At 69.3% G+C, this 26025-nt stretch carries 23 protein-coding genes; 16 read left to right on the top strand and 7 right to left on the bottom strand.

Going from position 1 to position 26025, the window contains the following annotated elements; all coding sequences use genetic code 11:
* The first annotated feature begins 27 nt into the window (after positions 1 to 27).
* Positions 28 to 360 carry a metalloregulator ArsR/SmtB family transcription factor gene (locus tag AB0C30_RS56550; protein WP_225301381.1) on the top strand — a complete coding sequence of 111 codons (333 nt, stop codon included), beginning with the start codon at positions 28 to 30 and terminating at the stop codon, positions 358 to 360.
* A gap of 430 nt (positions 361 to 790) precedes the next feature.
* Here AB0C30_RS56550 and AB0C30_RS56545 read toward each other — a convergent pair whose 3' ends face one another.
* The gene (locus AB0C30_RS56545) at positions 791 to 1375 is read right to left on the bottom strand and encodes a hypothetical protein (protein WP_357960971.1); all 585 of its coding nucleotides are present in this window, start codon (positions 1373 to 1375) and stop codon (positions 791 to 793) included.
* Between the two features lie 76 nt (positions 1376 to 1451).
* On the opposite strand from AB0C30_RS56545, the gene AB0C30_RS56540 reads away from it, so the two are divergent.
* From AB0C30_RS56540 to AB0C30_RS56520, 5 genes are all read left to right on the top strand, one after another.
* On the top strand, positions 1452 to 1964 hold the full coding sequence (locus AB0C30_RS56540) for a PadR family transcriptional regulator (RefSeq protein WP_357960968.1): 513 nt from the start codon (positions 1452 to 1454) through the stop codon (positions 1962 to 1964).
* Positions 1965 to 1973: 9 nt separating this feature from the next.
* Positions 1974 to 2852: a 1,4-dihydroxy-2-naphthoyl-CoA synthase gene (locus AB0C30_RS56535; protein WP_225301384.1), complete on the top strand. Its 879-nt coding sequence runs from the start codon at positions 1974 to 1976 to the stop codon at positions 2850 to 2852.
* 178 nt (positions 2853 to 3030) lie between these two features.
* Positions 3031 to 4293: a hypothetical protein gene (locus AB0C30_RS56530; RefSeq protein ID WP_357960965.1), complete on the top strand. Its 1263-nt coding sequence runs from the start codon at positions 3031 to 3033 to the stop codon at positions 4291 to 4293.
* Between the two features lie 265 nt (positions 4294 to 4558).
* Positions 4559 to 5584 (top strand): MBL fold metallo-hydrolase, encoded by a 1026-nt coding sequence (locus AB0C30_RS56525; RefSeq protein WP_357960962.1) that lies wholly within the window; start codon positions 4559 to 4561, stop codon positions 5582 to 5584.
* A gap of 341 nt (positions 5585 to 5925) precedes the next feature.
* Positions 5926 to 6840 (top strand): aminoglycoside phosphotransferase family protein, encoded by a 915-nt coding sequence (locus AB0C30_RS56520; protein WP_357960959.1) that lies wholly within the window; start codon positions 5926 to 5928, stop codon positions 6838 to 6840.
* 14 nt (positions 6841 to 6854) lie between these two features.
* Here AB0C30_RS56520 and AB0C30_RS56515 read toward each other — a convergent pair whose 3' ends face one another.
* Positions 6855 to 7715 carry an alpha/beta hydrolase gene (locus AB0C30_RS56515; protein ID WP_357960956.1) on the bottom strand — a complete coding sequence of 287 codons (861 nt, stop codon included), beginning with the start codon at positions 7713 to 7715 and terminating at the stop codon, positions 6855 to 6857.
* 124 nt (positions 7716 to 7839) lie between these two features.
* On the opposite strand from AB0C30_RS56515, the gene AB0C30_RS56510 reads away from it, so the two are divergent.
* Positions 7840 to 8349: a CGNR zinc finger domain-containing protein gene (locus AB0C30_RS56510; protein WP_357960953.1), complete on the top strand. Its 510-nt coding sequence runs from the start codon at positions 7840 to 7842 to the stop codon at positions 8347 to 8349.
* A 25-nt stretch (positions 8350 to 8374) separates the two neighbouring features.
* Here the strand turns inward: AB0C30_RS56510 and AB0C30_RS56505 are convergent, their stop codons facing one another.
* Positions 8375 to 9337, bottom strand: a complete 963-nt coding sequence (locus AB0C30_RS56505; RefSeq protein WP_357960951.1) for an NADP-dependent oxidoreductase — start codon at positions 9335 to 9337, stop codon at positions 8375 to 8377.
* Positions 9338 to 9469: 132 nt separating this feature from the next.
* Between AB0C30_RS56505 and AB0C30_RS56500 the strand changes: the two genes are divergently transcribed.
* The 3 genes from AB0C30_RS56500 to AB0C30_RS56490 are packed head-to-tail and all read left to right on the top strand — an operon-like array spanning position 9470 to position 16950.
* Positions 9470 to 10024 (top strand): hypothetical protein, encoded by a 555-nt coding sequence (locus AB0C30_RS56500; protein WP_357960948.1) that lies wholly within the window; start codon positions 9470 to 9472, stop codon positions 10022 to 10024.
* Positions 10024 to 12120: a flotillin family protein gene (locus AB0C30_RS56495; RefSeq protein WP_357960945.1), complete on the top strand. Its 2097-nt coding sequence runs from the start codon at positions 10024 to 10026 to the stop codon at positions 12118 to 12120. Before AB0C30_RS56500 ends, AB0C30_RS56495 begins: the two co-directional genes overlap by 1 nt.
* 6 nt (positions 12121 to 12126) lie before the next feature.
* Complete coding sequence (locus AB0C30_RS56490) at positions 12127 to 16950, top strand: DNA repair ATPase (protein ID WP_357960942.1); 4824 nt, start codon at positions 12127 to 12129, stop codon at positions 16948 to 16950.
* Between the two features lie 16 nt (positions 16951 to 16966).
* Here the strand turns inward: AB0C30_RS56490 and AB0C30_RS56485 are convergent, their stop codons facing one another.
* On the bottom strand, positions 16967 to 17410 hold the full coding sequence (locus tag AB0C30_RS56485; protein WP_357960939.1) for a MarR family transcriptional regulator: 444 nt from the start codon (positions 17408 to 17410) through the stop codon (positions 16967 to 16969).
* A gap of 84 nt (positions 17411 to 17494) precedes the next feature.
* Here AB0C30_RS56485 and AB0C30_RS56480 point away from each other — a divergent pair, with 84 nt between their 5' ends.
* The gene (locus AB0C30_RS56480) at positions 17495 to 18640 is read left to right on the top strand and encodes an FAD-dependent monooxygenase (RefSeq protein ID WP_357960936.1); all 1146 of its coding nucleotides are present in this window, start codon (positions 17495 to 17497) and stop codon (positions 18638 to 18640) included.
* Here the strand turns inward: AB0C30_RS56480 and dapA are convergent.
* Positions 18602 to 19480 carry a 4-hydroxy-tetrahydrodipicolinate synthase gene (dapA, locus tag AB0C30_RS56475; RefSeq protein ID WP_357960934.1) on the bottom strand — a complete coding sequence of 293 codons (879 nt, stop codon included), beginning with the start codon at positions 19478 to 19480 and terminating at the stop codon, positions 18602 to 18604. The genes AB0C30_RS56480 and dapA overlap by 39 nt on opposite strands.
* Positions 19481 to 19551: 71 nt before the next feature.
* Between dapA and AB0C30_RS56470 the strand changes: the two genes are divergently transcribed.
* Positions 19552 to 20421 carry a LysR substrate-binding domain-containing protein gene (locus AB0C30_RS56470; RefSeq protein ID WP_357960931.1) on the top strand — a complete coding sequence of 290 codons (870 nt, stop codon included), beginning with the start codon at positions 19552 to 19554 and terminating at the stop codon, positions 20419 to 20421.
* Between the two features lie 36 nt (positions 20422 to 20457).
* Here the strand turns inward: AB0C30_RS56470 and AB0C30_RS56465 are convergent, their stop codons facing one another.
* Positions 20458 to 21066, bottom strand: a complete 609-nt coding sequence (locus tag AB0C30_RS56465) for a helix-turn-helix domain-containing protein (protein WP_357960928.1) — start codon at positions 21064 to 21066, stop codon at positions 20458 to 20460.
* A gap of 83 nt (positions 21067 to 21149) precedes the next feature.
* Between AB0C30_RS56465 and AB0C30_RS56460 the strand changes: the two genes are divergently transcribed.
* Positions 21150 to 22109 carry a zinc-binding dehydrogenase gene (locus AB0C30_RS56460; RefSeq protein ID WP_357960925.1) on the top strand — a complete coding sequence of 320 codons (960 nt, stop codon included), beginning with the start codon at positions 21150 to 21152 and terminating at the stop codon, positions 22107 to 22109.
* Between the two features lie 123 nt (positions 22110 to 22232).
* Here AB0C30_RS56460 and AB0C30_RS56455 read toward each other — a convergent pair whose 3' ends face one another.
* On the bottom strand, positions 22233 to 23186 hold the full coding sequence (locus AB0C30_RS56455) for a serine hydrolase (RefSeq protein WP_357960922.1): 954 nt from the start codon (positions 23184 to 23186) through the stop codon (positions 22233 to 22235).
* Positions 23187 to 23536: 350 nt separating this feature from the next.
* On the opposite strand from AB0C30_RS56455, the gene AB0C30_RS56450 reads away from it, so the two are divergent.
* From AB0C30_RS56450 to AB0C30_RS56440, 3 genes are all read left to right on the top strand, one after another.
* Complete coding sequence (locus tag AB0C30_RS56450) at positions 23537 to 23671, top strand: hypothetical protein (RefSeq protein ID WP_357960919.1); 135 nt, start codon at positions 23537 to 23539, stop codon at positions 23669 to 23671.
* Positions 23672 to 23689: 18 nt separating this feature from the next.
* The gene (locus tag AB0C30_RS56445) at positions 23690 to 24514 is read left to right on the top strand and encodes a hypothetical protein (protein ID WP_357960916.1); all 825 of its coding nucleotides are present in this window, start codon (positions 23690 to 23692) and stop codon (positions 24512 to 24514) included.
* A 445-nt stretch (positions 24515 to 24959) separates the two neighbouring features.
* Positions 24960 to 25940: a polyprenyl synthetase family protein gene (locus AB0C30_RS56440; protein ID WP_357960913.1), complete on the top strand. Its 981-nt coding sequence runs from the start codon at positions 24960 to 24962 to the stop codon at positions 25938 to 25940.
* Positions 25941 to 26025 lie beyond the last annotated feature (85 nt).

Raw genomic sequence — 26025 nt, 5'->3', positions numbered from 1 at the left:
GCAAGTGCGCTGGATTAGTCTGACACTATGCACGTGGAGGTCTACCAGGCCAAGGCCGATTTCTTCCGAACTCTCGGCCACCCCGCTCGCATCAGAGTGTTGGAGCTACTCCAGGAAGGCCCGCTCCCCGTCCGGGAACTCCTGGCCCAGATCGACATCGAGCCGTCGAGCCTCTCCCAGCAGCTGGCCGTGCTGCGAAGAGCCGGGATCGTGAGCGCCATCCGCGAGGGCAGCACCGTCGTCTACACGCTGGCCACCCCTGAGCTGGCCGACCTGCTCGGGGCCGCCCGCCGCATCCTTACCGACATGCTCGCCGACCAGGGCGAACTGCTCGCGGAGCTACGAGCCGAGGTCCCCTGACCGTGGAGCGTCACCGTCTATGACGATGAGCACCGTCAATTCGACGAAAGTCGGGGGACGAGCTGGTCTTTCCGCAGTGTCGGGCGCTTCGGGACCTTCCTACGCTGCTGCCCATGATCAGAACTCGCCGCAACGCCGCGGCCGTGCTCCTCACTCTGACGCTGCCCCTGTCGGTCGCGACGGCCTCCTCGATGCCGGCCCCGGCCGCCGCGGCCTCCTCCGCAGGCAGGGATCACCGACCCCACCGCGCCGCTCCCCGGAAAGCGGTCGGGCGAGATCACCACAGCGTACGTGGGCGCCTTCTTCGACCAGCACCTACGTGGCGAACACCAGCAGTTGCTGGACGGCCCGTCCACCGCCAACCCCGAGGTCTCTTTCCAGAACCCCTTGGAACCGCGTTGAGAACGCTCCTGCCTGTTCCTGCTTGTTCCTACTTGTCGGCAGCGGTGCCGGCGGCGGCCGCGCGGCGAGCGCGGGCCTGGACGACCTTGGGGTAGCGGGCGGTGAAGACGGCCGGGGCGGCGAACGTGATCACCTTGATGGCGATGACCACGGCCGTCGCGTGCGGCGCGGCGGCCAGCACGAACGTCAGCGACACGGCGGCGACGGTGAACGCGCTCGCCCAGACCGTGGTGATGACCGCGTTGACCCGGTAGAAGCCCGGGGTGTCCCAGACCTCCTTGGGCGCCATGGTGCGCGCGATGCCGAGCGTGAACGGCCGATGAATGGCCAGCGAGCCCCAGGCGGTGCCCGCCAGCCAGACGTTGACCAGCGCCGGGCCGTACGGCGTGAGGAACGAATGCGGATCGATCAGCGAAAGGACCGTGAGGCAGGCGAAGAACACCGCGGCGCTCGACTCGATCACCATCTCGTCCCAGGCCCGCCCCGCTCGGCGGTCCACGACGACGAGGACCAGCGCGATGACGAGGCCGGTGATGGCGCCCCACCGCCACTCGTCGCCGGTGGCGATGATCGCGTAGAGGATCCAGGGGGCGAATCCCAGCAGGCCGCGCATGTCGAGCTCCCTACGACGTTCCTATGTAGACATGTCGAAGGTAGAACCTGCGAGCTCGATATGTCAATATAGGAATATGAGTCTTCGACACGCCGCGCTCGGCCTGCTCTCCGAGGGACCGGCGAGCGGCTATGACCTGATGAAGATGTTCGACGTCTCCCTCGCGAACGTCTGGCCGGCCACGCAGAGCCAGCTCTACGCCGAGCTCGGCAAGCTGGCCGACGCCGGATTGGTGAGCGTGGCGGCCGAGGGGCCGCGCGGCCGCAAGGAGTATGCCATCACCGAAGAGGGCCTGGCCGAGCTCCGCCACTGGCTCATCGAGGTGGAGCCGGTCCGGAACGTACGCAGCGACATGCTGTTGCGCGTGTTCTTCCTGGCCCAGGTGGATCCGTCACAGGCCAAGGACTACCTGCGGCGGCAGGCGGAGATGGCGGCCGAACGGTTGGCGCACCTAGAGAGCATCAGGGACTTCGTGGAGTCCGGGCAGGACAATCTGTCCGTGTACGGGAGGCTCGTGCTGGAGTACGGCCATCACCTCAGCACCACGGCGCGGGACTGGGCCGAATGGGCCGAAGGGCAGATCCGTTAGGCTCGCCCCATGGTCTCCGAACTGTTCGATCCGAAGGCATGGCAGGTGGTCGAGGGATTCGACTTCACCGACATCACCTATCACCGGGCGGTCGACCAGGGCACCGTACGGATCGCCTTCAATCGCCCCGAGGTACGCAACGCGTTCCGGCCGCAGACGGTCGACGAGCTCTATCGAGCGCTCGACCACGCCCGGCAGACCACGGACGTGGGCTGCGTGCTGCTCACCGGCAACGGCCCCTCGCCCAAGGACGGCGGCTGGGCCTTCTGCTCGGGCGGCGACCAGCGGATCAGGGGCAAGGACGGCTACCAGTACGCCGACGGCTCGGCGTCCACTGGCCGGCTGCACATCCTGGAGGTGCAGCGGCTGATCCGCTTCATGCCAAAGATCGTCATCTGCGTGGTGCCCGGCTGGGCCGCGGGCGGCGGGCACAGCCTGCACGTCGTGTCGGACCTCACGCTGGCCAGCGAGGAGCATGCCCGCTTCAAGCAGACGGACGCCGACGTGGCCAGCTTCGACGGCGGCTTCGGGTCGGCGTACCTGGCCCGGCAGGTGGGGCAGAAGTTCGCCCGCGAGATCTTCTTCCTCGGCGACACCTACTCCGCCGCCGACGCGCACCGGATGGGGATGGTGAACGCCGTCGTTCCTCATGCCGAGCTGGAGGAGCGGGCGTTGGAGTGGGGCCGCAAGATCAATGGCAAGTCACCCACGGCCCAGCGGATGTTGAAATATGCCTTCAACATGGTCGATGACGGGTTGGTCGGGCAGCAGGTGTTCGCCGGCGAGGCGACGCGGTTGGCGTACATGACGGACGAGGCCGCCGAGGGCCGCGACTCGTTCCTGGAGAAGCGCGCACCCGACTGGTCCCCCTTCCCCTGGCACTACTGATCCGCTCTCAGCGAGCCGGCCGGCTGCTCGTTCGGCACCAGCGCCGCTTCTGGCGCTGGCGGTGGTGACCAGCCCGGCCGCAGGGCTGAAGATCCTTTGCGACATTTGCCCTTCTCTACCCAATCGTGACCAAGAGCTGGAATTCTGATACGTCCTTTGACTTAGTCGTGGGATGGGGATGAGACAGTTGCCGGCATCCGGGGTGTGGCGCCGCTTCGTCAGGCACGCGTCCGCTCTGTGGCTCGTCGGCGCGGTGATCGCGTTATGCCTGCCATCTCCCGCGCAAGCGCAGGCCATGGCCGACAAGACCCTCACCCTGGCCTACACCTGTACAGGCGGCCCGTTCAGCGACACCTCGCTCAGCGTGCCGCTCACCATGCCCGATACGGCGAGTGGCACGTTCGACGTCAAGTGGCGCATTCCCGCCCTGACGCTGCGCACGGCACCGACCACCACCACGCAGGTCCACGTCGCCGGGAAACTCATGGTGACCGGCGGAACGCACACGGATCTCAGCAAGACCGGCGCGAGCGTCACCTCCGGATCCACCTCCGTGCTGGCCGGACAGGTGACGAGCACGGTGTCGGTGACCGCCACGACGGGTGGCGAGGTGACGGTCCAGGGCTCCACCGAGCAGGGCAGCCTGAAGCTCAGCCTGGCCAGCGCGCCGTCGGACGTGACCTCGTGCACGACCACCAGCACGACCAGCGTGGTGATCACTGTCGGCCAGGGCGGCACCGGGACCGGTACCGGCGACGTGGTCACCTACTCCTGCAAGACCGGCACCGAGGCCAGCCCGCAGACCGTCAAGGTCAAGGTCACGCTGACGATGCCGACGACCACCCCCAAGACCGGCGAACAGTTCTCGATCGGCTGGTCGGGCACCTATGAGACAGGTTACGAACTCGAGGCCCCGTCGACCGGGCTGCCCACCGGCAGCAAGCTGTACGCCTACGCCTCGATCTCCGGCATCACCCAGCTGACCTCCGCGACCGGAGTGGGCGAGCTGGCCGCGGTCACCGCGAGCGCGCCCATCACGCTACCCACCAGGGTCGACATGAAGACCACATCGAAGAACTCGGGCTCGGCGACGGTGAAGCCGGCCGCCATCAACATCGGCACCTCACCGACCGCCCCGGTCATCGAGTGTGAGGTTCAGAGCGACACCAGCCTCAAGACGTACCCCCTCACCATCGGGGCAGGCAGCGGCAGCAGCCCTTCGCCGACCCCCACGAAGTCCAAGTCCCCGACCCCCAAGTCATCGACCAAGACCTCCTACAAGTCTGAGCCTTCCGCCACTCCGAAGGCGGGAGCCGACACGGGCGCGGGCGGCGACGCCGGCCCGGACGGCCGCCTGTTCGTACTGACGGGCTCCGCTCTGATAGCAGCGGCGGGCGCGGGCGGCCTCCTCATGCGCCGCCGCTCCGCGACCAGGCCCTGAACGGAGGCACCATTTTCGATCGACGACCTGGACACCGAGATCGACCTGATCGCCGACCCCGTCGCCTCCTTCGTCAAGCTCGTCCCGCTGGCCGGCGGCTGACTGGTGCGCCTGATCAGCTTTGATATCTACTTCCTTATCGATGGACGATAGATAGCAATATTGGACGCAAGGAGATCGGTTCTGGTCTGCTAAGCGGGCATTGACGTCCATCGGGGTCGTGATCGCCTCCAGGTCTCTGGCCCGTGAAAGCAGGTGTTCGCCCATGTCCTTCGGGCAGTCCAGCCCGTCCCGCCGCGCGTTGCTGGCCGCCGCGGCCCTCCTGCCGCTGGCGGGAGGCGAGGCCGAGGCATCGGCGGCATCGGCCGCCGCTCCCAAGAGCGCACAGCACTACTACGACCGCGCGGCCAAGCTGGCCGGCGACGACCCGGTGCTGCGGGCCCTCGTCAAAGTGCTCACGCCGGGCCTCCCGATGCCGTCGGCGAAGCCCCTCGCGCCACTGAGGATCTTCGACGATGTCGCGGTGGTGGGCACCAGCTTCGTCCAGGCCACGGCCCTGCTCACCTCCCAGGGTGTCATCCTCATCGACGCGATGGGATCACCGGACGACGCCGAAAAGATCATCGTTCCCGGGCTGCGCTCTGTGGGAGTGGATCCAGCGAAGATCAAGTACGTGGTGGTCGCCCACGGCCATAGCGATCATTTCGGCGGCGCCCAGTTCCTCGCCGACCAGTACGGCGCCCGAGTCATGATGAGCCGAGCCGACTGGAATGTCATCGCTGCCGAACGTCCGGCCAATGCGCCCAAGCGAGACCTGGAGATATCCGACGGACAGCGGCTCACCCTCGGCGACACCACAGTCGCGTTCCACCACACGCCCGGGCACACACCGGGCACCGTCTCGCCGATCTTCCCGGTGCGCTGGAAGGGGCTACGACACACCGCGATGTTGTGGGGCGGGACCGCGCCACCCGCCGCGACCGCGGACAAGCGCACCAATCTCTCCTCTGTGCTCGCCTTCGCCTCCAGGATGAGGCAGGCAGGGGTGGACGTCGAGCTGAACAATCATGGAGGCTGCGACAACAGCCTGGCGCGCATCGAGGAGTTGCGGGCCGGGTCCACGGGAGCGGCGAATCCGTTCGTCATCGGCCGTTCCAGGACGCAGCGCTTCATGAAGGTCATGGAGATCATGCTGCGCGGCCGCATCGTCCAAGACCAGGAGGCGAGCGCCGGCACGTCTTCAGGCGCCGCGAGCGCCTCACCCGGACGATCGACCAACGTCTGCTGCTGAGAGACGACCGAGCGCCTGGGAACGCCACGCATGCCGCGCGTGCGCTGTCATGTTCCCTTCGGGGTCAGAGCCAGTTGACCGGGACGTCCGGGTAGGGGTCGGCAGTCGGTGAGGGCGGCGTGGTCGAGGACCAGGCCGGTGTCCAGAAAGCGCACGGCTATCGGCGGCTCTCCTCGATACGGTCGAACATGGCGCGGACGCGCGCGAGCGTGTCGGCGGGGGGCGTCATTGAGGTTGTAGCCGACGAGCTCGCGCCAGACGGCCATTCTGCGATCTCGATCGAGTTTCTCGGCGACGGCTTCGTCCACGTAGGTGGAGACGGCTTGCGGCAGACTGGGTGGGTGAAGATCGTGGTGCCTGCCGCTTTGACCGAGTCTCACGTGAAGTACGACGGAGAAGCCGGGCGGTCCTGGTCTGCCGGGTTACCGGCGCTGGCCGAGCGCTTTCTCAAGCGATGGGACCTGCGGCTGGACGGTTCGCCCGCGCACGGGGTGGTGTCGCTGGTGCTGCCCGTGGTGCGGGGCGATGGGACACGGGCGGCGCTCAAGCTGCAGCCCGTGAGTGACGAGAACGCCGGCGAGGGGCCGGGGCTGCGGGCCTGGGCGGGTGACGGGTCGGTGTTGCTGCTCGACGAGGACCCCGCCACCGGCACCCTGCTGCTCGAACGGCTCGACGCCGAGCGGCCGCTGTCGTCCGAACCCGATGTCATGAAGGCGCTCGGGATCCTCACCGAGTCGCTCCGGCGGCTGGTGGTGCTGCCCGCTCCCCAGGGGATGCGCCAGTTGGGGGACATCGCGGGTGGCATGCTCGACCGCGTTTCCGACGCGGTGGCGGTGCTGCCCAGGGAGCGGGATCGGCGCTGGTTGGAGGTCTGCGCGGGGGCGGTTCGTGAGCTGGCGGGCGAGCCGGGCGATCGGTTGCTGCACTGGGATCTGCATTACGACAACGTGCTGGCCGGGGTACGGGAGCCGTGGCTGGCCATCGATCCCAAGCCGCTCGCCGGGGACCCCGGGTTCGACCTGATGCCCGCGCTGCACAACCGGTGGGAGGAGGCCGTGGCGACCGGAGATGTGCGTCGGGCGGTGTTGCGGCGGTTCGACTTCATGGTTGACGGGCTCGGGCTGGATCGGCGGCGGGCCGCGGGCTGGACGCTCGGCCGGGTGCTGCAGAACTCGCTCTGGGACGTGGCCCGGGGCGAGCCGGAGCTCAACGAGATCCAGCTCGCCGTGGCCGAGGCGGTCCGTCACCGCCTGTAGGACAGCCGCCGGGGTCAATCCGACAGGCTGTGGAGGAAGGCTCGTACGAGAGCGGCGATCTGGGGACGGCGGGTTTCCAGGGCGAAGTGGCCGGCGTCCAGGAGGTGGACGCGGGCGTCCTTCACGTCGCGAGCGAACGCCTTGGCACCTTCCGGGGCGAAGATCTCGTCGTTGCGACCCCAGACGGCGAGCACCGGGGGCTGGTGGGTGCGCAGGTAGTCCTGCCATTGCGGGTACGCGGCCACGTTGGTGGCGTAGTTCATGAAGATCGCGAGCTGGATCTCGTGATTGCCCGGACGGTCGAGCAGGGCCTGGTCGAGAGCCTCCTTGTCGGGGTTGACCAGGGAGACGTCGGAGACGCCGTGCGTGTACTGCCAGTGCGTGGCCTCACGCGTGTAGTTGGCGAGCAGCGGTGCGAGGTCGGCTTCGGAGGGGTTCGCCCAGATCGCGCGGAGGTCCTGCCAGAAGGGGGCCAGTCCGTCCTCGTAGGCGTTGCCGTTCTGGCTGATGATGCCGGTGATCCGCTCGGGGTGGCGCAGGGCGAGACGGAAGCCGACGGGGGCGCCGTAGTCGTGTACGTAAATGGCGTACCTGGTCAGGCCGAGCGAGTCGAGCAGCCGGTCGACGACGTCGGCGAGATGGTCAAAGGTGTAGTCCCACTCCGAGGCGGCCGGGGCCGAGCTGTGCCCGAAACCGGGGTAGTCGGGGGCGATCAGGTGGAACTCATCAGCGAGGTCGGCGATCAGCTCCTGGTAGGCGATCGAGGAGGTGGGGAAGCCGTGGAGCAGTACGAGCGTGGGGGCCGACGGGTCGCCTGCCTCACGGTAGAAGACGTCCAGGCCGTCGATGACAGTGGTGCGGTAGCGGGTGGTCATGGCGACTCCTCTTAACCGGCTAAATCAGCTTTGATGGTTAAGTGATAGCATGAGGTTGATTAACCGGTCAAACTTATTTGAGGGGTTAGGTCCTGTGAGAGTGCGGCCGCTTCGTGGGGAGTCTGTGGCGTTCGATCTGGTGGACACCGTGTGGAAGGAGCATGGGGTGCCGGTCGATCAGTTCGACGACCTCGATGGCGTGCGGGCTTGGCTCGACGATCACGGGCTGCCGGGTGGCGACGAGCTGGAGCGCGTACGGGATCGGCTGGTGGAGGCTCGTGCCGCCCTGCGGGCCGTGCTGGACGGGCGCGGGCCCGAGCGGCTCAACGCCGTGCTCGGCCACGGCAGCCGCCGCCCGCTGATCCGCACCGGCGACCCGCACCAGCCGCATGAGCCGTACGAGCTGGTCGTCGTGGACGAAGCGGCGTGGCATGCGGCGTGGGTGGCGGCGGCGGACCTGGTACGGATCCTCCGCGAGCGGCCCGAGCGCGTGCGCAAGTGCGCGAACCCGGAGTGTGTGCTGTGGTTTCTCGACACGAGCAAGAACGGCAGCCGCCGCTGGTGCTCGATGGAGGCGTGCGGCAACCGGGCGAAGGTGGGCCGGTTCAACCAACGCCAGCGCACCATGGGCTGACCGGCCCGAAAGAGCAGCGTTTGGGTCAGATGAGGAGGGCGAGCTTGCCGCGACCGTGGCGAGTCTCGATCTCGCGGTGCGCGTCCGCCGCCTCCTCCAGCCGGTACGTCCGGCGGATCAGGAACTTCAGCTCCCCCTTCGCGCAAAGGGCGGCATACCGAGCGAGGCGCTCAGCCGTGCGGACGCCCTTCGTGACCATGATGCCCAGCTCGTCCGCCTTGTCGTGGTCGACCATGGTCAGAATGCGGCCACGGTCCGGGACCAGCTCCAAGGAGACGTCCAGCGCCGCGCCGCCCGCTCCGTCCAGGGCCGCGTCCACCCCGCCGGGCGCGAGCGCGCGTACCCGGGAGGCGAGGCCGTCCCCATAGGCGACAGGGATGGCGCCGAGGTCGCGTAGGTAGGCGTGGTTCTCCTCGCGAGCGGTGCCGATCACGGTGGCGCCCCTACGGACGGCGAGCTGTACGGCGACCGTGCCGACCGCTCCGGCGGCGGCGTGGACGAGGAGCGTCTCGCCCGAGGTCGGGTTCAGCTGGCTGATGGCGATGTCGGCGGTCTGCACCGCGGCGGTCAACGCGCCGGCCACCTCCCAGGGGAGGCCCGGGGGCTTGGGTGTCACGTCGGTGGCGGGGACCACGATGTACTCGGCGTAGCTGTTCAGCAGCGAGAAGCCGAGCACCTCCGTGCCAACGTCGAGGCGCACGCCCGGCTCTCCTTGGCCGCCCGGACTTCCTTGGTCCGCCACTCTCGGCCCCACCTGGTCGACCACGCCCGCGAACTCGTTGCCCGGGATCCGCGGCAACGGGTCGGTCACGGCGGGCGGTGTCCAACCGGCCCGCACCGCCGTGTCGAAGGGCTGCATCCCGGCGGCCTTGATCCGTACCCGGACCTGGCCCGGCCCGGCCTCCGGCATGGGCCGGGACATCACAGTGAGCACCTCGGGTCCGCCGAACTCAGCAAACGCCGCCGCTTTCATGAAATTTCCACTCATGGGGACGACTGTGCACCCTCAACCGCACTTGAGGTCAAACCAGATCGCATTTCGGGAACTTTCGGCTTTAGTCCCGCTTTATCTGTATAGAGTCCGACGGACATCACAGGGGGACGGGGTATCCGGGGTTCGATGACCGAGTTCTTACATGTCGTGCTGAGCTTCCCGACGGTGGTATTCACCTTCCTTCTCGTCGTGGTCGCCGGCTACTGGTTCATTGTCATAACCGGCCTCTTCGACTTCGAAGACGGCGAGGCGCCCTGGCTGGGACTGGGCGGAGTGCCCGCCGGGATCGCACTGTCACTACTGATCGCGTTCGCGTGGCTGCTCGCCTTGATCGGCAGTCAGGTGGCGCCGGGGATCGCGCTGCCGGTCGTACCCATCCTCGCCCTGATCGGGGCCTGGTTGGGCACGCGGGCACTGCTCAGCCCGCTGCGGCGGCTTCTCCCTGACGCGCGGCGCCCGTCGCGCGGTGACTTCGTCGGCCAGATGTGCGTGATCCGCACCGGCCAGGCGACCGCCGACTTCGGCCAGGCCGAGGTCACCGCGCCCGACGGCTCTTCGGCCGTCGTCCAGGTCAGGACGACGGGCCAGGACCGGCTCGCGCGCGGCGACAACGCGCTCATCTTCGAATACGACGCCAACGGCGAATTCTTCTGGGTCATGCCTTACGAAAGCGAGCACTGATGGACGTCATCTCCACCGGATTCGGCATATTCCTCGCCGTCGTGCTGGTCATCGTGATCGGCCTGCTTGCCGTCATCAGCCGCCTTTTCCGGAAGGTCGAACAGGGCAAGGCCCTGATCATCTCGAAGGTCAACAAGGTCGACGTGACGTTCACCGGGGCCACCGTGCTCCCCGTCTTTCACAAGGCCGAGATCATGGACATCTCGGTGAAGACCATCGAGATCGAACGGACCGGCCGCGAGGGGCTGATCTGCCGGGACAACATCCGGGCCGACATCAAGATCACCTTCTTCGTACGCGTCAACAAGACCGCCGAGGACGTCATCAAGGTCGCCCAGGCCATCGGCACCGTCCGGGCCAGCGACGAGTCGACCCTGCAGGCGCTGTTCAACGCGAAGTTCTCGGAGGCGCTCAAGACCGCCGGCAAGCAGCTCGACTTCGTCGATCTCTACACCAAGCGTGACGAGTTCCGTGACCAGATCGTCCGGCTCATCGGCACCGACCTCAACGGCTACAGCCTGGAGGACGCGGCCATCGACTACCTGGAGCAGACCTCGCTGGCCGCGCTGGACAAGAGCAACATCCTCGACGCGCAGGGCATTCGCAAGATCACCGAGCTGACGGCGATCGAGCACGTACGGACCAACGAGTTCCAGCGCCGCGAGGAGAAGGAGATCACCCGCCAGAACGTGGACGCCCGCGAGGCGATCCTGGAGCTGCAGCGCCGGCAGGCCGACGCCGAGGTCAAGCAGCGGCGCGAGATCGAGACGATGAAGGCCCGCGAGGAGGCGGAGATCGCCCGCGTGGCGGCCGAGGAGCGGCTGAAGTCGCAGTCGGCCAACATCAAGACCGACGAGCAGCTCGGCGTACAGCACGAGAACCGGGCCCGTGAGGTCGCCGTCGCGGAGAAGAACCGCGAGCGGGTGATCGCGATCGAGACCGAGCGGATCGAGAAGGACCGCATGCTGGAGATCATCGCCCGCGAGCGGGAGACCGAGCTGTCGCGCATCGCCAAGGACAAAGAGGTCGAGACCGAGAAGCGGTCGATCGCCGAGGTGGTGCGCGAGCGGATCGCCGTCGACAAGACGGTGGCCGAGCAGGAGGAGAGCATCAAGCGGCTGCGCGTGGTCGAGGAGGCCGAGCGTACCCGCCAGAGCGTGATCATCGCCGCCGAGGCCGAGGCGCAGGAGAACCTGGTCAAGGGCATCAAGGCGGCCGAGGCCGCGGAGGCGGCCTCGAAGTTCAAGGCCCGCGAGGAGCTGACGCTGGCCGAGGCCAGGCAGCAGGCCGCCGAGCTCGACACCCGAGCCAAGATCAGGCTGGCCGAGGGTATCCAGGCCGAGTCGGCGGCTGCCGGGCTGGCCGAGGTCCAGGTCAAGGAGCGGGACGCGGAGGCGATCGAGAAGGTCGGCCGCGCGGAGGCGGCGGTCCTGGCCGAGAGGCTGCGGGCCGAGGCGGAGGGCGCCAGGTCCATGGCCATGGTCGAGGGCGACCGGCTCAAGGCGCAGGCGGAGGGCGAGCAGGCGATGGCCCTGGCCGCCGCGACGGCGGTGGGCGAGAAGCTCAAGGCCGAGGCCGAGGGTCTGACCGAGAAGGCCGCCGCGATGGCCGCGCTCGACGACGCGAGCCGGGGCCACGAGGAGTTCCGCCTGCGGCTGGAGGCCGACAAGGACGTACGCCTCAAGCAGATCGACGTCACGCGGCAGGTGGCGGAGTCGCAGGCGAGCGTGCTGGCCGCCGGTCTGGCCAAGGCGAACATCGACATCGTCGGCGGCGACACGATGTTCTTCGACAAGGTCGTGGGCTCGATCACCGCGGGCAAGGTGGTGGACGGGTTCGTGGAGCACTCGCAGGTGGCGGGCACGCTGGCGGCGCCGTACCTCAACGGGTCGGCCAGTCTCGCGGGTGACCTCAGCGCGCTGGTCAACGGGGTGAGCACCGAGGACCTGAAGAACCTGACCGTGTCGGCGCTGCTGCTGCGGCTCATCCAGAACGGCGGGCCCGACTCGGGCCCGCTGGGCGAGCTCCTGGAGACGGCCCGCCGCCTGGGCGTGGCCGACTCGCCGGTGGCCGCGCTCACCGCCGCGAAGGTCTGATCGCGCGTGACCGACGACGTACAGACGGCAGAACCTGAAACCAGCGGGCTCGAGGCCGGGACTTACGAGGTGCTCAAGTCCCGGCTGGAAGCCCAGGCCAAGGCCCTCGCCGCGGCCACCGAAGGGGTCAACGCGCAGCGCCTGACCGTCTTCGGCGGCACGGAGCTCCGCCTGCTCGGCACCGAGCGCATCCGTACGGACAACAACTGCGTTCCCCGGGACATCGTCTCGCTGGGCGGCGTCATGCTGTTCGGCTACAACGTCTTCATCGGGCTGAAGCCGGAGACCACGGTCGCCGACGTCTTCTCCGTGCACCGCTTCACCAGGGACGGCGACGTCTTCAGGTTCGAGCCCGACCGTCTCCCCGCCCTGGAGGAGCCGGCGTTCCAGAAGGACTTCGCCGAGCTGTACCGCTACTACAAGGAGTCCAGGCTCCACCACCTGAGACGCGTCGAGGGCAAGCTGCTGGCCGTCTTCCAGACCGGCCCGGCCGACACCCGGGTCTTCAGATGGACGGTCGACTCCCAAGGAGTCACGAAATATCAGGACAACAGGGGTGAGCGGGACCATGCCTTCCCGCCCTCGCACGACTTCGTGTGGACCCCGGCCACCCGCGACGACCACGTGCTCGGCCGTCACCCGCACATCTCCATCCGCGACGAGGTGTTCGTCGAAACGGTCGGCGGCGACCTCACCATCAAGATCGAGAACAACACCGAGACCGGCGAGGGCATCTACGCCGAGCCCGTGGCCGAGCCCCTCCAGAGCCTGGCCGACGCCGACGTCGAGCACGCCGTCATCGGCCCGCTCATCCTGATCAGGATCCGGCCGTACAAGGAGCCCGACTGGCGCCACCTGGTCTTCAACACCCGCACCAAGGCCGTGACCAGGCTCGACGGCATCGGCCAAGCCTGTCAGTGCCTCCCCGAGGACCAGGGGTTGATCTTCCCTGGCGGCTATTACCTGGCCACCGGGGTCAGCAAGACGTTCGACACGGACGTCACGGACCTGGAGTTCGACCGCGTGGTCCGCTCCCCCAACGGCGAGGACGTCCTGTACGTCTTCCACGCCAGGGGCGACGGCCGCTCCCTGCTCCTGCCGTACAACGTCATCAGGAAGGAGGTGGCCAACCCCATCGTCTGCCACGGCTACTCCCTGTTCGACGACGGCACGATGGTGGTCTTCCGCGCCACCTCCGAGGAGCCGACGCGGGTCCACCCCATGCAGGTCTGGCAGACGCCGTACGTCTCCGACACCTACGCCGCCGCCCAGCCCACCGGCAACGGCCCCCTGGAGCGCATCGGCAACGCCGAGCTGGTGCGCGGCATCTCCGACTGCCTGTCGGTGGCCCGCATGATCGGCGAGATGGCGCCGTCGGCCGCCACGTTCGAGGCGCTGATCGCCGCCTGCACACGAGCCTTCGACCACTACCACTGGCTCGGCGAGCAGGGCCTGCGCGCCCCGCTCTCCGAGGTACGGGCCACGGCTGAGCAGGTGCTCGACGAGTACGAGCACGTGGAGGCGCTCACCCGCCAGGCCGCCCGCACTCTCGCCGAGGCCACGGAGGAGACCACCCGGCTCGTCCGGCAGGCCCGGGGCGACACCCCCGCCACCGCCGACGCCTGGGTGACGCTGCTGGCCACGTTGCGCCGGGCCCAGGGCCGCCTGGTGACGCTGCGCGAGGTCCGCTACCTCGACCTCGCCCAGCTGGACAAGCTGTCCGGATTGCTGGCCGACGAGCTGGTCTCCGTGGGGCAGCGGGCCGTCGTGTTCCTCCAAGGGGCCGACGCGTTCACCGGGTACCACGAGGCGGTCGAGCGGCTGTCTGCCGAGGCCGCCGCGATCACCACCGTCGCCGAGGCCGAGCCGGTCACGGAACGCCTGGCCACCCAGTCCGAGGGGCTGGAGGTCGTCACCGAGGTCGTGGGCTCGCTGGAGATCGCCGACGCCACCGTACGGACCTCCATCCTGGAGCGCATCGCCGAGGTGCTCGGCGGGGTGAACCGGGCGCGGGCCCTCCTGGACGGCCGCCGACGAGAACTGCTCGGAGCCGAGGGGCGGGCGGCGTTCGCGGCCGAGTTCGCGCTGCTCGGGCAGGCCATCACCGGCGCGCTTGCGGTGGCGGACACGCCTGAGCGGTGCGACGAGCAGCTCGGCAGGCTGATGCTGCGACTGGAGGCGCTGGAGACGCGCTTCGGCGAGTTCGACGACTTCGCCACCCGGCTCGCGGCCAAGCGGGACGACGTCTACGAGGCGTTCTCGGCCCGCAAGCAGACGCAGCTGGACGAGCTCGCCCGCCGGGCCGACCGGATCTTCGCCTCGGCCGAGCGCATCCTGGGCAGCATCACCAGGCGGCTGCCGTCGCTGGGCTCGCTCGACGAGGTCAACACCTTCTTCGCCACCGACCCGATGGTGGCCAAGCTCCGCTCGGTCGCCACCGAGCTGCGCGGGCTCGGCGACGCGGTACGGGCCGAGGAGCTCGACGGCAGGGTCAAGGCCGCGCAACAGGAGGCGGGCCGGGCCCTGCGCGACCGCCTCGACCTGTTCTCCGACGGCGGCGAGACGCTGCGTCTGGGGCGGCACCGGTTCGCGGTCAACACCCAGCCGATCGACCTCACGCTGGTGCCGCACGACGGCGACATGCACTTCGCCATCACCGGGACCGACTACCGCTCGCCCGCCCCCGCCGCGTTCGCCGACACCCGCCCCTTCTGGGACCAGCTGCTCGCCTCGGAGACCCCGGAGGTCTACCGCGCCGAGCACCTGGCCGCCTCGCTGCTCGACGTGGCCGTGCCGGGCGGGCCGCTCCAGGACCTCGTACGACAGGCGGCCGAACAGCGCTACGACGAGGGGTACGAACGCGGCGTCCACGACCATGACGCGACCGCCATCCTCGACACGCTGCTGCGGCTCCGGGAGGGAGCGGGGCTGCTGCGGTATCCGCCGGACGCTCGGGCGGCGGCGCAGCTGTACTGGGCGTTCGGGGTGGACGAGGTTTCACGTAAAACATTGGCCACACGGGCCGTGTCGCTGGTGCGCGCCCGCACGGTCTTCGGCCCCACACCGGAGATTGCCGCTCTGGCAACGGAACTGGGCTCGAACATCGCCGCATTCCACCATGGGCCCGGCGAAACGGCCGCGCTCGCCGGGGAGTACCTCGTCGAGGAGCTCGCCACTCAACCCACCGGCTTCGTGACCAGCGCGGCGGCCCGCGCCCTCCTTCAAGGCTTCCACCAGACGCTCGGCCCGGCCAGGTCACGCGAGTTCGAGGAGGATCTCAAGGCCGTGGCGCTGCCCGAGCGGCTGGAGCTGGCCCGGGCCTGGATCGGCGCCTTCGGCAAGGGCCCCGAGGTGCCCGAGTCCATCGCCGTACAGCTCTGCGACCTGCCCCGCCACGACTCCAGCGCCGCACTGACCGCCACGGTGGAGGGCCTGCTGGGCACCCACCCGCGCGTCGCCGACCGCAAGCTGGAGCTGCGCCTGGACGAGACCCTGGCCAGGACCCGCCGCTTCCGCACCGAACGCGTCCCCGCCTACCGGGCCTACCAGAAGCGGCGCACCGAGCTGGTGACCGCCGAGCGGGCCCGGCTGCGGCTGGACGAATACCGGCCCAAGGTCATGAGCGCGTTCGTCCGCAACAGGTTGCTCGACGAGGTGTACCTGCCGCTGATCGGCGACAACCTGGCCAAGCAGCTCGGCGCCGCCGGAGGGGACAAGCGGACCGACCAGATGGGCCTGCTGCTGCTCATCTCGCCGCCGGGCTACGGAAAGACGACGCTGATGGAGTACGTCGCCAGCCGGCTCGGCCTGGTCTTCGTCAAGGTGAACGGCCCGGCGCTCGGCCACGCCGTCACCTCGCTCGACCCGGCCGAGGCGCCCGACGCGACGGCCAGGCAGGAGGTCGAGAAGATCTCCTTCGCCCTGGAGACCGGCAACAACACGCTGCTGTACCTGGACGACATCCAGCACACCTCGCCCGAGCTGCTGCAGAAGTTCATCTCGCTGTGCGACGCCCAGCGTCGGATCGAGGGCGTCTGGAACGGCCGCACCCGCACCTATGACCTACGCGGCAAGCGGTTCGCGGTGTGCATGGCGGGCAATCCGTACACCGAGTCGGGGCAGCGCTTCCGCATCCCCGACATGCTCGCCAACCGCGCCGACGTCTGGAACCTCGGCGACGTGCTGTCGGGCAAGGACGAGCTGTTCGCGCTGAGCTACATCGACAACGCGCTCACCTCCAACCCGGTGCTGGCGCCGCTCTCCGCCCGTGATCGGGCCGACGTCGAGCTCCTGGTACGGCTGGCGCGCGGCGACCAGAGCGCCCGGCCGGACCAGCTCCGGCACCCGTACGCCAAGACCGAGCTGGACCAGATCCTCAGCGTGCTGCGCAAGCTGGTGCGGGTGCAGGAGGTCGTGCTGGCCAACAACCAGGCGTACATCGCCTCGGCCGGGCAGTCGGACGCCGCCCGTACCGAGCCGCCGTTCCGCCTGCAGGGCTCGTACCGGAACATGAACAAGCTGGCCGAGCGGATCGTGCCCGCCATGAACGAGGCCGAGCTGGAGGCGGTCATCGACGACCACTACCTCGGCGAGGCGCAGACCCTGACGAGCGACGCGGAGGCCAACCTGCTCAAGCTCGCCGAGCTGCGCGGCCGGCTGACCCCCGCCCAGGCCGCTCGCTGGAGCGACCTCAAGGCGGCCTACCTGCGCGCCAAGGCGCTCGGCGGCGCCGAGGACGACCCGATGACCAGGGCCGTGGGCGCCATCGGCCTGCTCGCGGACCGGGTGGGCGAGGTCGGCACGGCCATCAGGGAGAACACGACGGACTGACTCGCGTCACCACGGGTCACCGCGGCGAGGTCAGCTGTGTCGTGCACTCTCGCTGGATGGCCGTGGCCCGGGTGAGGAAGTCGAGGATCAGCTCCAACTGCTCGTCCGAGTAGCCGGCGTAGAGCTCGGACAGCCCGGTCACCAGCGGCTCGAAGACCTCGGCGCCGCCGGCCAGCGCCTCGTGGTTGACCTCGACGATCACCCGCCGCCGGTCCTTGGTGTCGCGGGTGCGGCGCACCAGCCACTTGCTCTCCAACCGGTCGATCAGCCCGCTCACCGAGGCGGGCGCGAGGCCGGTGTGCTGCGCCAGCTCCCCCGCCGTCAGCGGGCCCAGCCGTTGCAGGAGGTCGAGCGCCTTCTCCTCGGTCATCCCCACCCCCAGCAGCTCGCCGACGGCGCTGTGGAACATCACGGCGGCGTTGCTGTTGTCCCGCCCGGCCACGAACAGGGCTTCGAGCAAATTCTTTCGGTGTTCCGAAATATCTCTGGACACAGCCCTCCCTCCCGGCATATATTTCGTTCGACCGAACGAAAGGTTATCACCATGAAAGCTCTGATCATAGGATGCGGCATCGGCGGCCCCGCCACCGCGATGGCCCTGCGCGAGGCCGGTTTCGACGCCGAGATCTTCGAGGCCTACCCGGACACGGCCGAGAGTGTCGGCTCGTTTCTCAACGTCGCCTCGAACGGCTTGGACGCCCTGCGCGTACTGGGTGCGCACCGCCGGGTGCTGTCCGCCGGCATCCCCACCCCGCGGATGGTCATGTGGAGCGGCTCCGGCAAGCGCCTCGGCGAAGTGGCCAACGGCCTGGCCCTGGACGACGGCACGGTGAGCCACACGATCCTGCGCGCCGACCTCTACCGCGTCGTCCGCGACGAGGCCCTCTCCCGTGGCATCAAGATCTCGTACAGCAAGCGCCTGGTCTCCTTCGACGACACGGGCGACCAGGTGACGGCCCGTTTCGAGGACGGCACGGAGGAGACGGGCGACATACTGATCGCCGCCGACGGCGTCCACTCGCGGACCCGCGCCCAGCTCGACCCGAGCGCCCCGAAGCCGCGCTACAGCGGCCTCTACAGCTTCGGCGGACTCATCCACGACCCGAAGTTCACCGGCGAGCCGGGCGTCTACAACATGGTCTTCGGCAAGCGCGCCTTCTTCGGCTATACCGTGGCCGCCTCCGGCGAGACCTGGTGGTTCGCCAACCTGCCCCGCGAGCTGGGCGACGTGCCCGCGGACTGGAAGCCGGTGCTGGTTGCGGCGTTCCGGGACGACGCGAACTTCTCCGCCGAGGTGATCGAGCGGAGCGAGGTGGCGCTGGCGCTACCGATTCACGACCTGCCGCCCCTGCCGACCTGGCACAAGGGACGGGTGGTGCTCACCGGCGACGCCGCGCACGCCACCTCGCCGAGCGCCGGGCAGGGCGCCTCGCTGGCCATCGAGGACGCCGTCGTGCTGGCCAAGTGTCTGCGTGAGACCAAGGACCACCGGGCGGCGTTCGAGCGGTTCGAGAGTGAGCGGCGCGGGCGGGTGGAGAAGGTCGTCGCCTATTCGCGGACGATCAGTAACAACAAGGCCGCGGGCCCGGTCGCCCGGGTGTTCCGCGACCTGATGATGCCGATCTTCCTGAAGAAGCTGGCCAGCCAGGAGTCACTGTCCTGGATGTACCGCCACCAGGTCAGCCTGTGACACCGTCTCCGCTCTGGCGGGGAGCAGCGGCAGGCGCACGTCGGGGGTCGGGATCAGGCCCCTGGCGTGCAGGACGCCCTTGATGACGGTCGGGTTCGGCTCGGCGAACAGCGCGGCCGACAGCCGGGCGAGCCGATGACCCAGCGCCCGGGCCCTGGCCACGTCACCCGCGCGCCACGCCGCCGCCAGCTCGACGAACCGGTCGGTGGCCAGGTGCGCCGAGGCCAGGATGCCACCCGCGGCGCCCAGCGCCAGCAGCGGCGAGATGAACAGGTCGTCGCCCCCGAGCACCTCGAACCCCTCGGGCAGGTCCCCGAGCAGGTCAACGGCGTCCTGGTCGATCCCGCCCGTCGCGTACTTCACTCCGGCGATCATCGGGTGCCCACCCAGGTGACGCAGGGTCGCGGCACTGACGGCCTGCCCGGTCCGATAGGGAATGTGGTACATCACCAGCGGCACCGGCGTCTCCTCCGCCAACGCCTCGAAGTGCGCGATGACACCGCGCTCCGAAGGCCGCAGGAAGTACGGCACGGTCAGCAGCGCGGCGGAGACTCCCGAAGGCAGCTCCTTCAACGCCGCGGCCGTTGAGCGTGTGTCGTTGCCGGTGATGCCGACGGTCAGCGGCACCTCGCGTTCCGCGCAGACCGCGACGCAGACCTCGATCACCCGAGCCCGCTCGGCGGGCGTCAGCGCCGCGACCTCTCCGGTGGTGCCCAGCGCGACCAGCCCGGCGGCGCCCTGGTCGAGAACGTGGCGGGCGAGCTTGTCGATCGCCTCGACGGCCACCTCACCCTCCTGGGTGAACGGCGTGACCAGCGGCACATGGATTCCTGTCAGCATGCTCTCAGCCTGGCTTGGATCAATACGTTAGGTCCAGCGCGGATTTCTGCTGACGAGCTTAAGCTTGTCTGATGCTCGACCCTCGCAAGCTCCATCTCCTGCGCGAACTCGCCCAGCGCGGCACCATCGCCGCCGTCGCCGAGGCGCTCAGCTTCACCCCGTCGGCGGTCTCCCAGCAACTCAGCGCCCTGGAACGGGAGGCGGGCGTACCGCTGCTGGAGCGTACGGGCCGGACGGTCGCCCTGACGCCCGCCGGCCACCTGCTCGTCGAGCACGCGCAGGACGTACTCGAACAGCTGGAAAGGGCGTCCGCGGCGCTCGCCGCGGTGCGCAGCGGCCCGTCGGGGCCACTGCGGGTCGGCGCGTTCCCCACGGCGGCGCGCGTGCTGCTGCCGCCCGCGCTCGCCGAACTGGCCCGCGCGCATCCGGGGCTGCGGCCGATGGTCTCCGAGATCGACCCCGCCGACGTATCCGCCGCGCTGCGGGCGGGCGATCTCGACGTCGCGCTCGTGCACGAGTACGACTTCGTGCCGCCGGTCACCGACGCGTCGCTGGAGACGGAGCCGCTGTTCGGGGAGCAGATGTACCTCACGGACCGGGCCACGATCGCCGACGCGCGCGATGACGCCTGGATCGTCGGCAAGCCGGGGACCCTGTGCCACGCGATGGCGATCCGGGCCTGCCAGGCGGCCGGTTTCGAGCCGCGGGTCCGTCACCGGATCGACGACTTCGACACCGTGCTCGCCTTCGTCGCCGCCGGTCAGGGCGTGGCGCTCGTCCCACGTCTGGCCGCGCTGGCGCCACCGCACGGGGTGACGCTGACCGGTCTGCCGCTCAGCCGCCGCACCCTGGCCGCCTTCCGCAGGGGGTACGGGGAGCATCCCGCGATCAAGGCGGCCGTCGCGGCCTTCCACACAGCGATCACCCACCTCCCGCTCTGAGCGGCCGTCACCCGCCCCCTCTCCTGAGCGGGCCTCCTACGTCCTTCTGAGCGGACCCCCTGCGTCGCCGAGTAGACCCCTGGCCAGGTCGCCCAGAGTGGCGGCGACCCTGGCCGACTCCCCGGCGAGCAACAGGCTGCCGATCGGCTCCGTGTGCAGCGTGCCGAGCAGGACGTGCCCGGCCAGGTCGGCGTCGACATCCGGCCGCGCCTCGGCGATCAGGGCCGAGACGTGCCGGTGCCACGACACGTAGATCGGGTTGGCCAGCCGCGTCCCGGCCCCGGCCTTCTGGGTCAGCCGGGCGTGCTCGTGCGCGGCGATCAGTCCCGCGTTTCGAGTGGCCATCGCGACCACCGCGTCCAGGAAGGCCACCAGCCGTTCGCCGGCCGGCGCGCCCGGCCCCAGCGGTGGCGGCCCGTCCACGACGGCCTGCTCCAACGCGTGCGCCCGCTCCGACATCAGCTCCTGCATGAGCCCGACGCGACTGCCGAACCGGTGGAACACCGTCCCCTTGCCCACCCCCGCCGCGACGGCGACCCGCTCGACGGAGACCTCCTCCGGCGGATGCTCCCGCAGCAACTCCTCGGCGGCCGCCAGGATCGCCCGCCTGTTGCGTGCCGCGTCGGCCCGCTCCCGCCGTTCCATCGGATCATTGTCCCCCATAGACAAACTTGACCGCTGGTCCATATATTAACTGGACCATCGGTTCATTTACGAGGAGTGTGTCCATGCGCGCGATCGTTGTCCACGAACTGGGCGGTCCCGAGGTGCTCAAGGCCGAGGACTGGCCGGAGCCGAAGGCGGGAGAAGGGCAACTGGTCATCCGTTCGCAGGCCATCGGCGTCAGCTACGCCGAGACCCAGCTGCGGGCGGGCACGATGCCGATGCCGGTGCCAGTGCCCCTGCCCGCGGTGTTCGGCGCCGAGGTGGCCGGGGTGGTCACCGAGGTCGGGGCCGGAGTCGACGAGGCCCTGCTGGGCACCACGGTCGCCGCCGTGACCGGCGGGGTCGGCTCCTACGCCGAGTACGTGGCGGTGCAGGCGTCACTGAGCTGCCCGGTGCCCGACGGTGTGTCGCCGGTCGACGCCGTCGCCGCCGCCGCGCCGGGCGCCATCGCGCTGGCGCTGCTGCACCGGGCCGGGCTCAAGGGCGGGGAGACCGTCTTGGTGGAGGCCGGGGCGAGCTCCGTCGGGACGTACTTGCTGCGCCACGCCAAGGAGTTCGGCGCGGAACGGGTGATCGCCACCGCGGGCGCCGAGCCGAAGCGGGAGCGAGCCCGGCAGATGGGGGCCGACGAGGTCATCGACCACCGGGAGCCGGACTGGCCCGGCCAGTTGCCCGACGTGGACGTGGTCTTCGACTCGATCGGCGGGCCGTCGGCCAGGCAGGTGCTCGATCACCTCACGCCCGGCTCTGGACGCATGCTCTGCTACGGCCTGCTGAGCGGCGCGCCCGCCGCGGTGGGCGCCGCCGATCTGCTCGCCGGCGGTGTGACGGTCATCGGATGCGGCGGGCCCGCGTGGGGCGCCGGGGTGTTCAGCGTCAGCTACCCGGAGATGCTGGCCAGGGTGGCCGACGGACGCAGCCGCGCGTACGTCGAGGCCACCCTGCCGCTGGAGTCGGCCGCCGAGGCCCACCGCCGCCTGGAAGGCCGCACGGCACTGGGCAGGCTGATCCTGACACCCTGACGCTCAAACCGGTCAAACGGGTCAGACGGGTCGGGCCCTCGGAGGACCACTGTCGGCCAGGTCCCTCCGAGGGCCGCTGAGGGTCAGGGCCGCTCGGAGAACCACCGAGGGTCAGGCCCGGGGTCAGACCCCCTCGAGGACCGCGTCGAGCACGGCCGCGGAGCTGAGCTGTTCGAGGTTGTACTCGCCCGCCGTCACGGCCACGACCAGCCCGCGCTCGGGTGCCACGTGGATCACCTGGCCTCCGTTGCCATGCGCGGCGATCGAGGGGCGCTCGCCGGTGCCGACGTACCACTGGTAGCTGTAGTGGGACCTGTCGTCGATCTTCACCCGGGGTCGCGACAGCTCCTCGATCCAGCTCCGCGGCACGATCCCACGCCCGCCGTCGAGCACGAGCGTGCCGATGGCGGCCAGGTCGCGCGGCGTCAGCCGCAGGCCCGCCGCCGCCATCTCGTCCCCGTCGTCACCCTGCGACCACTCGAACGCGCCGATGCCCAGCGGCTCGAACAGCGCGGTCCTGGCGAACTCGGCCAGCGACCGGCCGGTCCCCTTGACGATGATCCGCCCGATCAGCGCCGTCGCTCCGCCGGAGTAAATCCGCCGCCGCCCCGGCTCCTCCACGATGGGCCGCTCCAGCACGAAGCGGTAGCGGTCGGGCGCGTACTCCATCGCGAGCTCGCTGTTGGCGGTGCTGGTGTACGGAACGCTCTCGTCCCACTCCATGCCGAGCGTCATCGTCAGGGCATGCTCGATGGTGAGGCGGGCCCGCTGGGGATCAGCCGCAAGATCCTGATATTCCGGGAATTGCGCGAGTAATCCCTCCTCCGGGGGCGCCACCAGCTTCTCGGCCAACGCGATGCCGTACAGGAGCGAGACCACACTCTTGGTGACGGATCGGACGTCGTGCAGCGTGTCCGGCCCGAACGTGACGTGCCCGAGGGGTTCGTTGAGCTTGACGTCCTGGCCCGCGCCGTAGCGTTCGAGGATGATCTGCCCGTTCTCGACGACCACGAGCCCGTGCAGATTCGGCGCTTTGCCCTCCCGTAGGACGGCGTCCACTCGATCCGCCAATGCCATGACGACCTCCTCTTCGCTGGGGCTTCCCGGTCTATGACCTGACACCGTGTGAGAGTCAACCGCGCTCATGGTGCCAGACCGTCCAGGACCTCACCCCCAACGAGCCGTCCGCTCACGGCTCGGAAACTATGATCGCGTCATAGTTTGATCGGATCATAGTTTTGGCGCTCTTTGATCGTTCCGGACTGCCAGGCACCTTCCAACGCAGTCGAGCCGTCTGCTCGCTTCAGCGGCGAGCAGACGGCTCGAGAGAGTGGGAGCCGGAACCGCGCCGGGCGCCAGGTCAGGCCCGGAGCGGTTCCGTCGGGGTCGCGGTTCGGACCGTCACCAGGGACGATGGACCCGCGCCCGTGCTCATCTCACAGCGGAGTTACCTCGTGGCGATCGCCCACGCGCGCTCGGATCCGCGCGCCGAGTCGCGCTCCGACGATGCCATCCAACCGCTCCAGCCGGCGGTACGGATGCCGTTCCAGGCGGTGGACTGAGAAGAGGACTGGGCCGGCTTGCAGTCCTCGGCGCGGCCGGTGTTCACGGCGATGGCGACCGAGGGCCGAACCGCGGTCGACACCGAAGCCCAGGCCGTACCCACGATGGAGGGGCGGACCATGGCCGTCGTGTTGGCGGCCCAGGTCGTGCTCACGTTCACCGGACGGACCGTGGTCGTGTTAGCGGCCCAGAGCGTGCCCACGATGACGGGACGGATGGTGGTCGTCGTGTTGGCGGCCCAGGTCGTGCTCACGTTCGCTGGCCGGACGGTGGTCGTGCTGGAGGGGCAGGCCATGGTCACCACGGCGGGGCACGCCGAGCTAACGGCGGCCGGCCGAACCGGAGCCTGCAGAACCGGAGCCTGCAGAACCGGAGCCTGCTGGACCGGGGCCTGCTGGACCGGGGCCTGCTGGATCGGAGCCTGCTGGATCGGAGCCTGCTGGACCGTGGTCACCGCGGCGGGGCAGGCCGTGCTGCTAGTGGCGGACGGCCGGACCGTGGCCACCGCGGCGGCGCAGGGCGAGCTGGTCGTGGCGGAGGGCCGGACCGTGGTCACCTCGATCGGGCGGACCGTGGTCACCTCCACCGGGCGGACGCTGCTCACCGCGGCGGCGCAGGGCGTGCCGGCCGTGGCGATGGGCCGGACCATGGTCACCGCGGCGGCGCAGGGCGAGCTGGTCGTGGCGGACGGCCGGACCGTGGTCACCGAGTCGGGGCAGGCCACGCTCACCTTGGCGGGGCAGGCCGCGTTCGCGGTGGAGGCGGCCGTGGGGGCGGTGCGGACGCCGGTCAGGCTGGAGCGGCTGAGGTCGAACGTGCCTGCCTGGACACCGCGCCAGTAGTCGGTGGCGAAGAAGTGGCCTTCTGCCTTGTCGTTCCGCGCCCCGATCGCACTGCTCGGGGAGCTGGTGAAGCCGCTGTCGAACTCGTCGTCGGCGACCGCTGGCCCCGCCACCAGCAGAAGGCCGGAGGCGGTTAGAGCTAGAGCGGTGATCGCGTGCTTGTACAAGGTCTGTCCCCCAGAAATGGATGCGCTGTTGTTTCGGCCCGCTGGAGCTTACCCCCCAACAATGGAGCATCTATCTCCCAGAACGATCTGGATTTCTTTACACTCGAGGATTTTAACCAGTGGGACGATCTGCCATTTCCCGCAATTACTTTTAGATCCCAGATCTTTCTCCAAGTCACCGTACTTACGAGTAATCGACGGCAATTCGGGCAGTAGGCTGAGAATTTCCTCAGCGTTTCTCAGGGATGGCTCAGCCGCCGCGGAGCAGGCTGGTGACCATGGACCGACTGCTGAACTCCCCCGCCATCGCCCAAGGACTGCGCAAGGTCGAAGCCAGGATCCGCCGTCTCAGCGGATCGTCCACACTGCCGGGTATCAACGCGGGCGCCGAGCGGATCATCAGCGCCGGCGGGAAGCGGCTGCGCCCCGCCATGACCCTGGCCACGGCGATCGCCTTGGGCAAGCAGCCCGACCGCAGGGTGATCACGGCCGCGGCGTGTGTGGAGTTGATTCACGCCGGTTCCCTCGTACACGACGATCTGATGGACAACGCCACCGAGCGGCGCGGCACCCGAACGCTGAACGCCGAGCTCGGCGACGGCAAGGCGCTGGTGATCGGCGACTTCATGCTGGCCAGGGCGGGTTTGGCGGCCATCACGGCCGTGTCGAGACCGGTGGCCGAGGTGCTGGCCGCGACCGTCGTCGAACTGGCGGAGGGCCAGTACCTGGAGACCACCGACCTGTTCGACCCGCACCGGACCGTGGAGAGCGCGCTGCGATCCGTCACCGGTAAGACCGCCGCGCTGTTCCGGGCCGGGTGCCTGGTGGCCGCCGTGTGCGCGGGCGCCTCGCCGGAGGACCGGGCCAGGATGGCGGCGTACGGCGAGCGGTTCGGGCTGATCTTCCAGGTGCTCGACGACCTGCTCGACCTGACCGCCTCCAGCCGGCAACTCGGCAAACCCGCGGGCAACGACCTGCGCCAGGGCGTCTACAGCCTGCCCCTGCTGATGGCCGGCGAGGACGTGTCGGAATTGCTGGGCAGGAATATGACCGACGACCAGGTGGCGGAAGTCCTGCGTCGGCTGCGTGCCGGTGACATGGTGCACAAAACTCTGGAATACTGCCGCGGGCTGGCCGCCGACGCGCTCGCCGCCCTGCCGGTGATTAACGATTCCGAAACAGCCGGCATCCTGTACGCCTTGCCCACGGCATACATCGAGCAGGTTTCGCAAATAACTCTCCTGGCCACCGTTAATTGAGATTCATTGAAATGATTAGCGGTCGCCCACCGGCACGCCGCGACGCCCGCCAAATGGGCCCGGTGGACGAGCGCGGCTGACAGGC

It is taken from the genome of Nonomuraea sp. NPDC048901 (genome assembly GCF_040649695.1).
GTDB lineage: Bacteria > Actinomycetota > Actinomycetes > Streptosporangiales > Streptosporangiaceae > Nonomuraea.
This window is presented reverse-complemented; position numbering and strand designations above follow the sequence as displayed.

Coding starts and splice junctions, on each gene's coding strand:
- AB0C30_RS56515 (WP_357960956.1), bottom strand. CDS start 7,715: ATGACCACCCGCTACCGCACCACTGTCATCGACGGCCTGGACGTCTTC.
- AB0C30_RS56540 (WP_357960968.1), top strand. CDS start 1,452: ATGAGTCTTCGACACGCCGCGCTCGGCCTGCTCTCCGAGGGACCGGCG.
- AB0C30_RS56505 (WP_357960951.1), bottom strand. CDS start 9,337: ATGAGTGGAAATTTCATGAAAGCGGCGGCGTTTGCTGAGTTCGGCGGA.
- AB0C30_RS56455 (WP_357960922.1), bottom strand. CDS start 23,186: ATGGCATTGGCGGATCGAGTGGACGCCGTCCTACGGGAGGGCAAAGCG.
- AB0C30_RS56530 (WP_357960965.1), top strand. CDS start 3,031: ATGAGACAGTTGCCGGCATCCGGGGTGTGGCGCCGCTTCGTCAGGCAC.
- AB0C30_RS56470 (WP_357960931.1), top strand. CDS start 19,552: ATGCTCGACCCTCGCAAGCTCCATCTCCTGCGCGAACTCGCCCAGCGC.
- AB0C30_RS56500 (WP_357960948.1), top strand. CDS start 9,470: ATGACCGAGTTCTTACATGTCGTGCTGAGCTTCCCGACGGTGGTATTC.
- AB0C30_RS56525 (WP_357960962.1), top strand. CDS start 4,559: ATGTCCTTCGGGCAGTCCAGCCCGTCCCGCCGCGCGTTGCTGGCCGCC.
- AB0C30_RS56550 (WP_225301381.1), top strand. CDS start 28: ATGCACGTGGAGGTCTACCAGGCCAAGGCCGATTTCTTCCGAACTCTC.
- AB0C30_RS56535 (WP_225301384.1), top strand. CDS start 1,974: ATGGTCTCCGAACTGTTCGATCCGAAGGCATGGCAGGTGGTCGAGGGA.
- AB0C30_RS56460 (WP_357960925.1), top strand. CDS start 21,150: ATGCGCGCGATCGTTGTCCACGAACTGGGCGGTCCCGAGGTGCTCAAG.
- AB0C30_RS56545 (WP_357960971.1), bottom strand. CDS start 1,375: ATGCGCGGCCTGCTGGGATTCGCCCCCTGGATCCTCTACGCGATCATC.
- AB0C30_RS56495 (WP_357960945.1), top strand. CDS start 10,024: ATGGACGTCATCTCCACCGGATTCGGCATATTCCTCGCCGTCGTGCTG.
- dapA (WP_357960934.1), bottom strand. CDS start 19,480: ATGCTGACAGGAATCCATGTGCCGCTGGTCACGCCGTTCACCCAGGAG.
- AB0C30_RS56480 (WP_357960936.1), top strand. CDS start 17,495: ATGAAAGCTCTGATCATAGGATGCGGCATCGGCGGCCCCGCCACCGCG.
- AB0C30_RS56440 (WP_357960913.1), top strand. CDS start 24,960: ATGGACCGACTGCTGAACTCCCCCGCCATCGCCCAAGGACTGCGCAAG.
- AB0C30_RS56465 (WP_357960928.1), bottom strand. CDS start 21,066: ATGGAACGGCGGGAGCGGGCCGACGCGGCACGCAACAGGCGGGCGATC.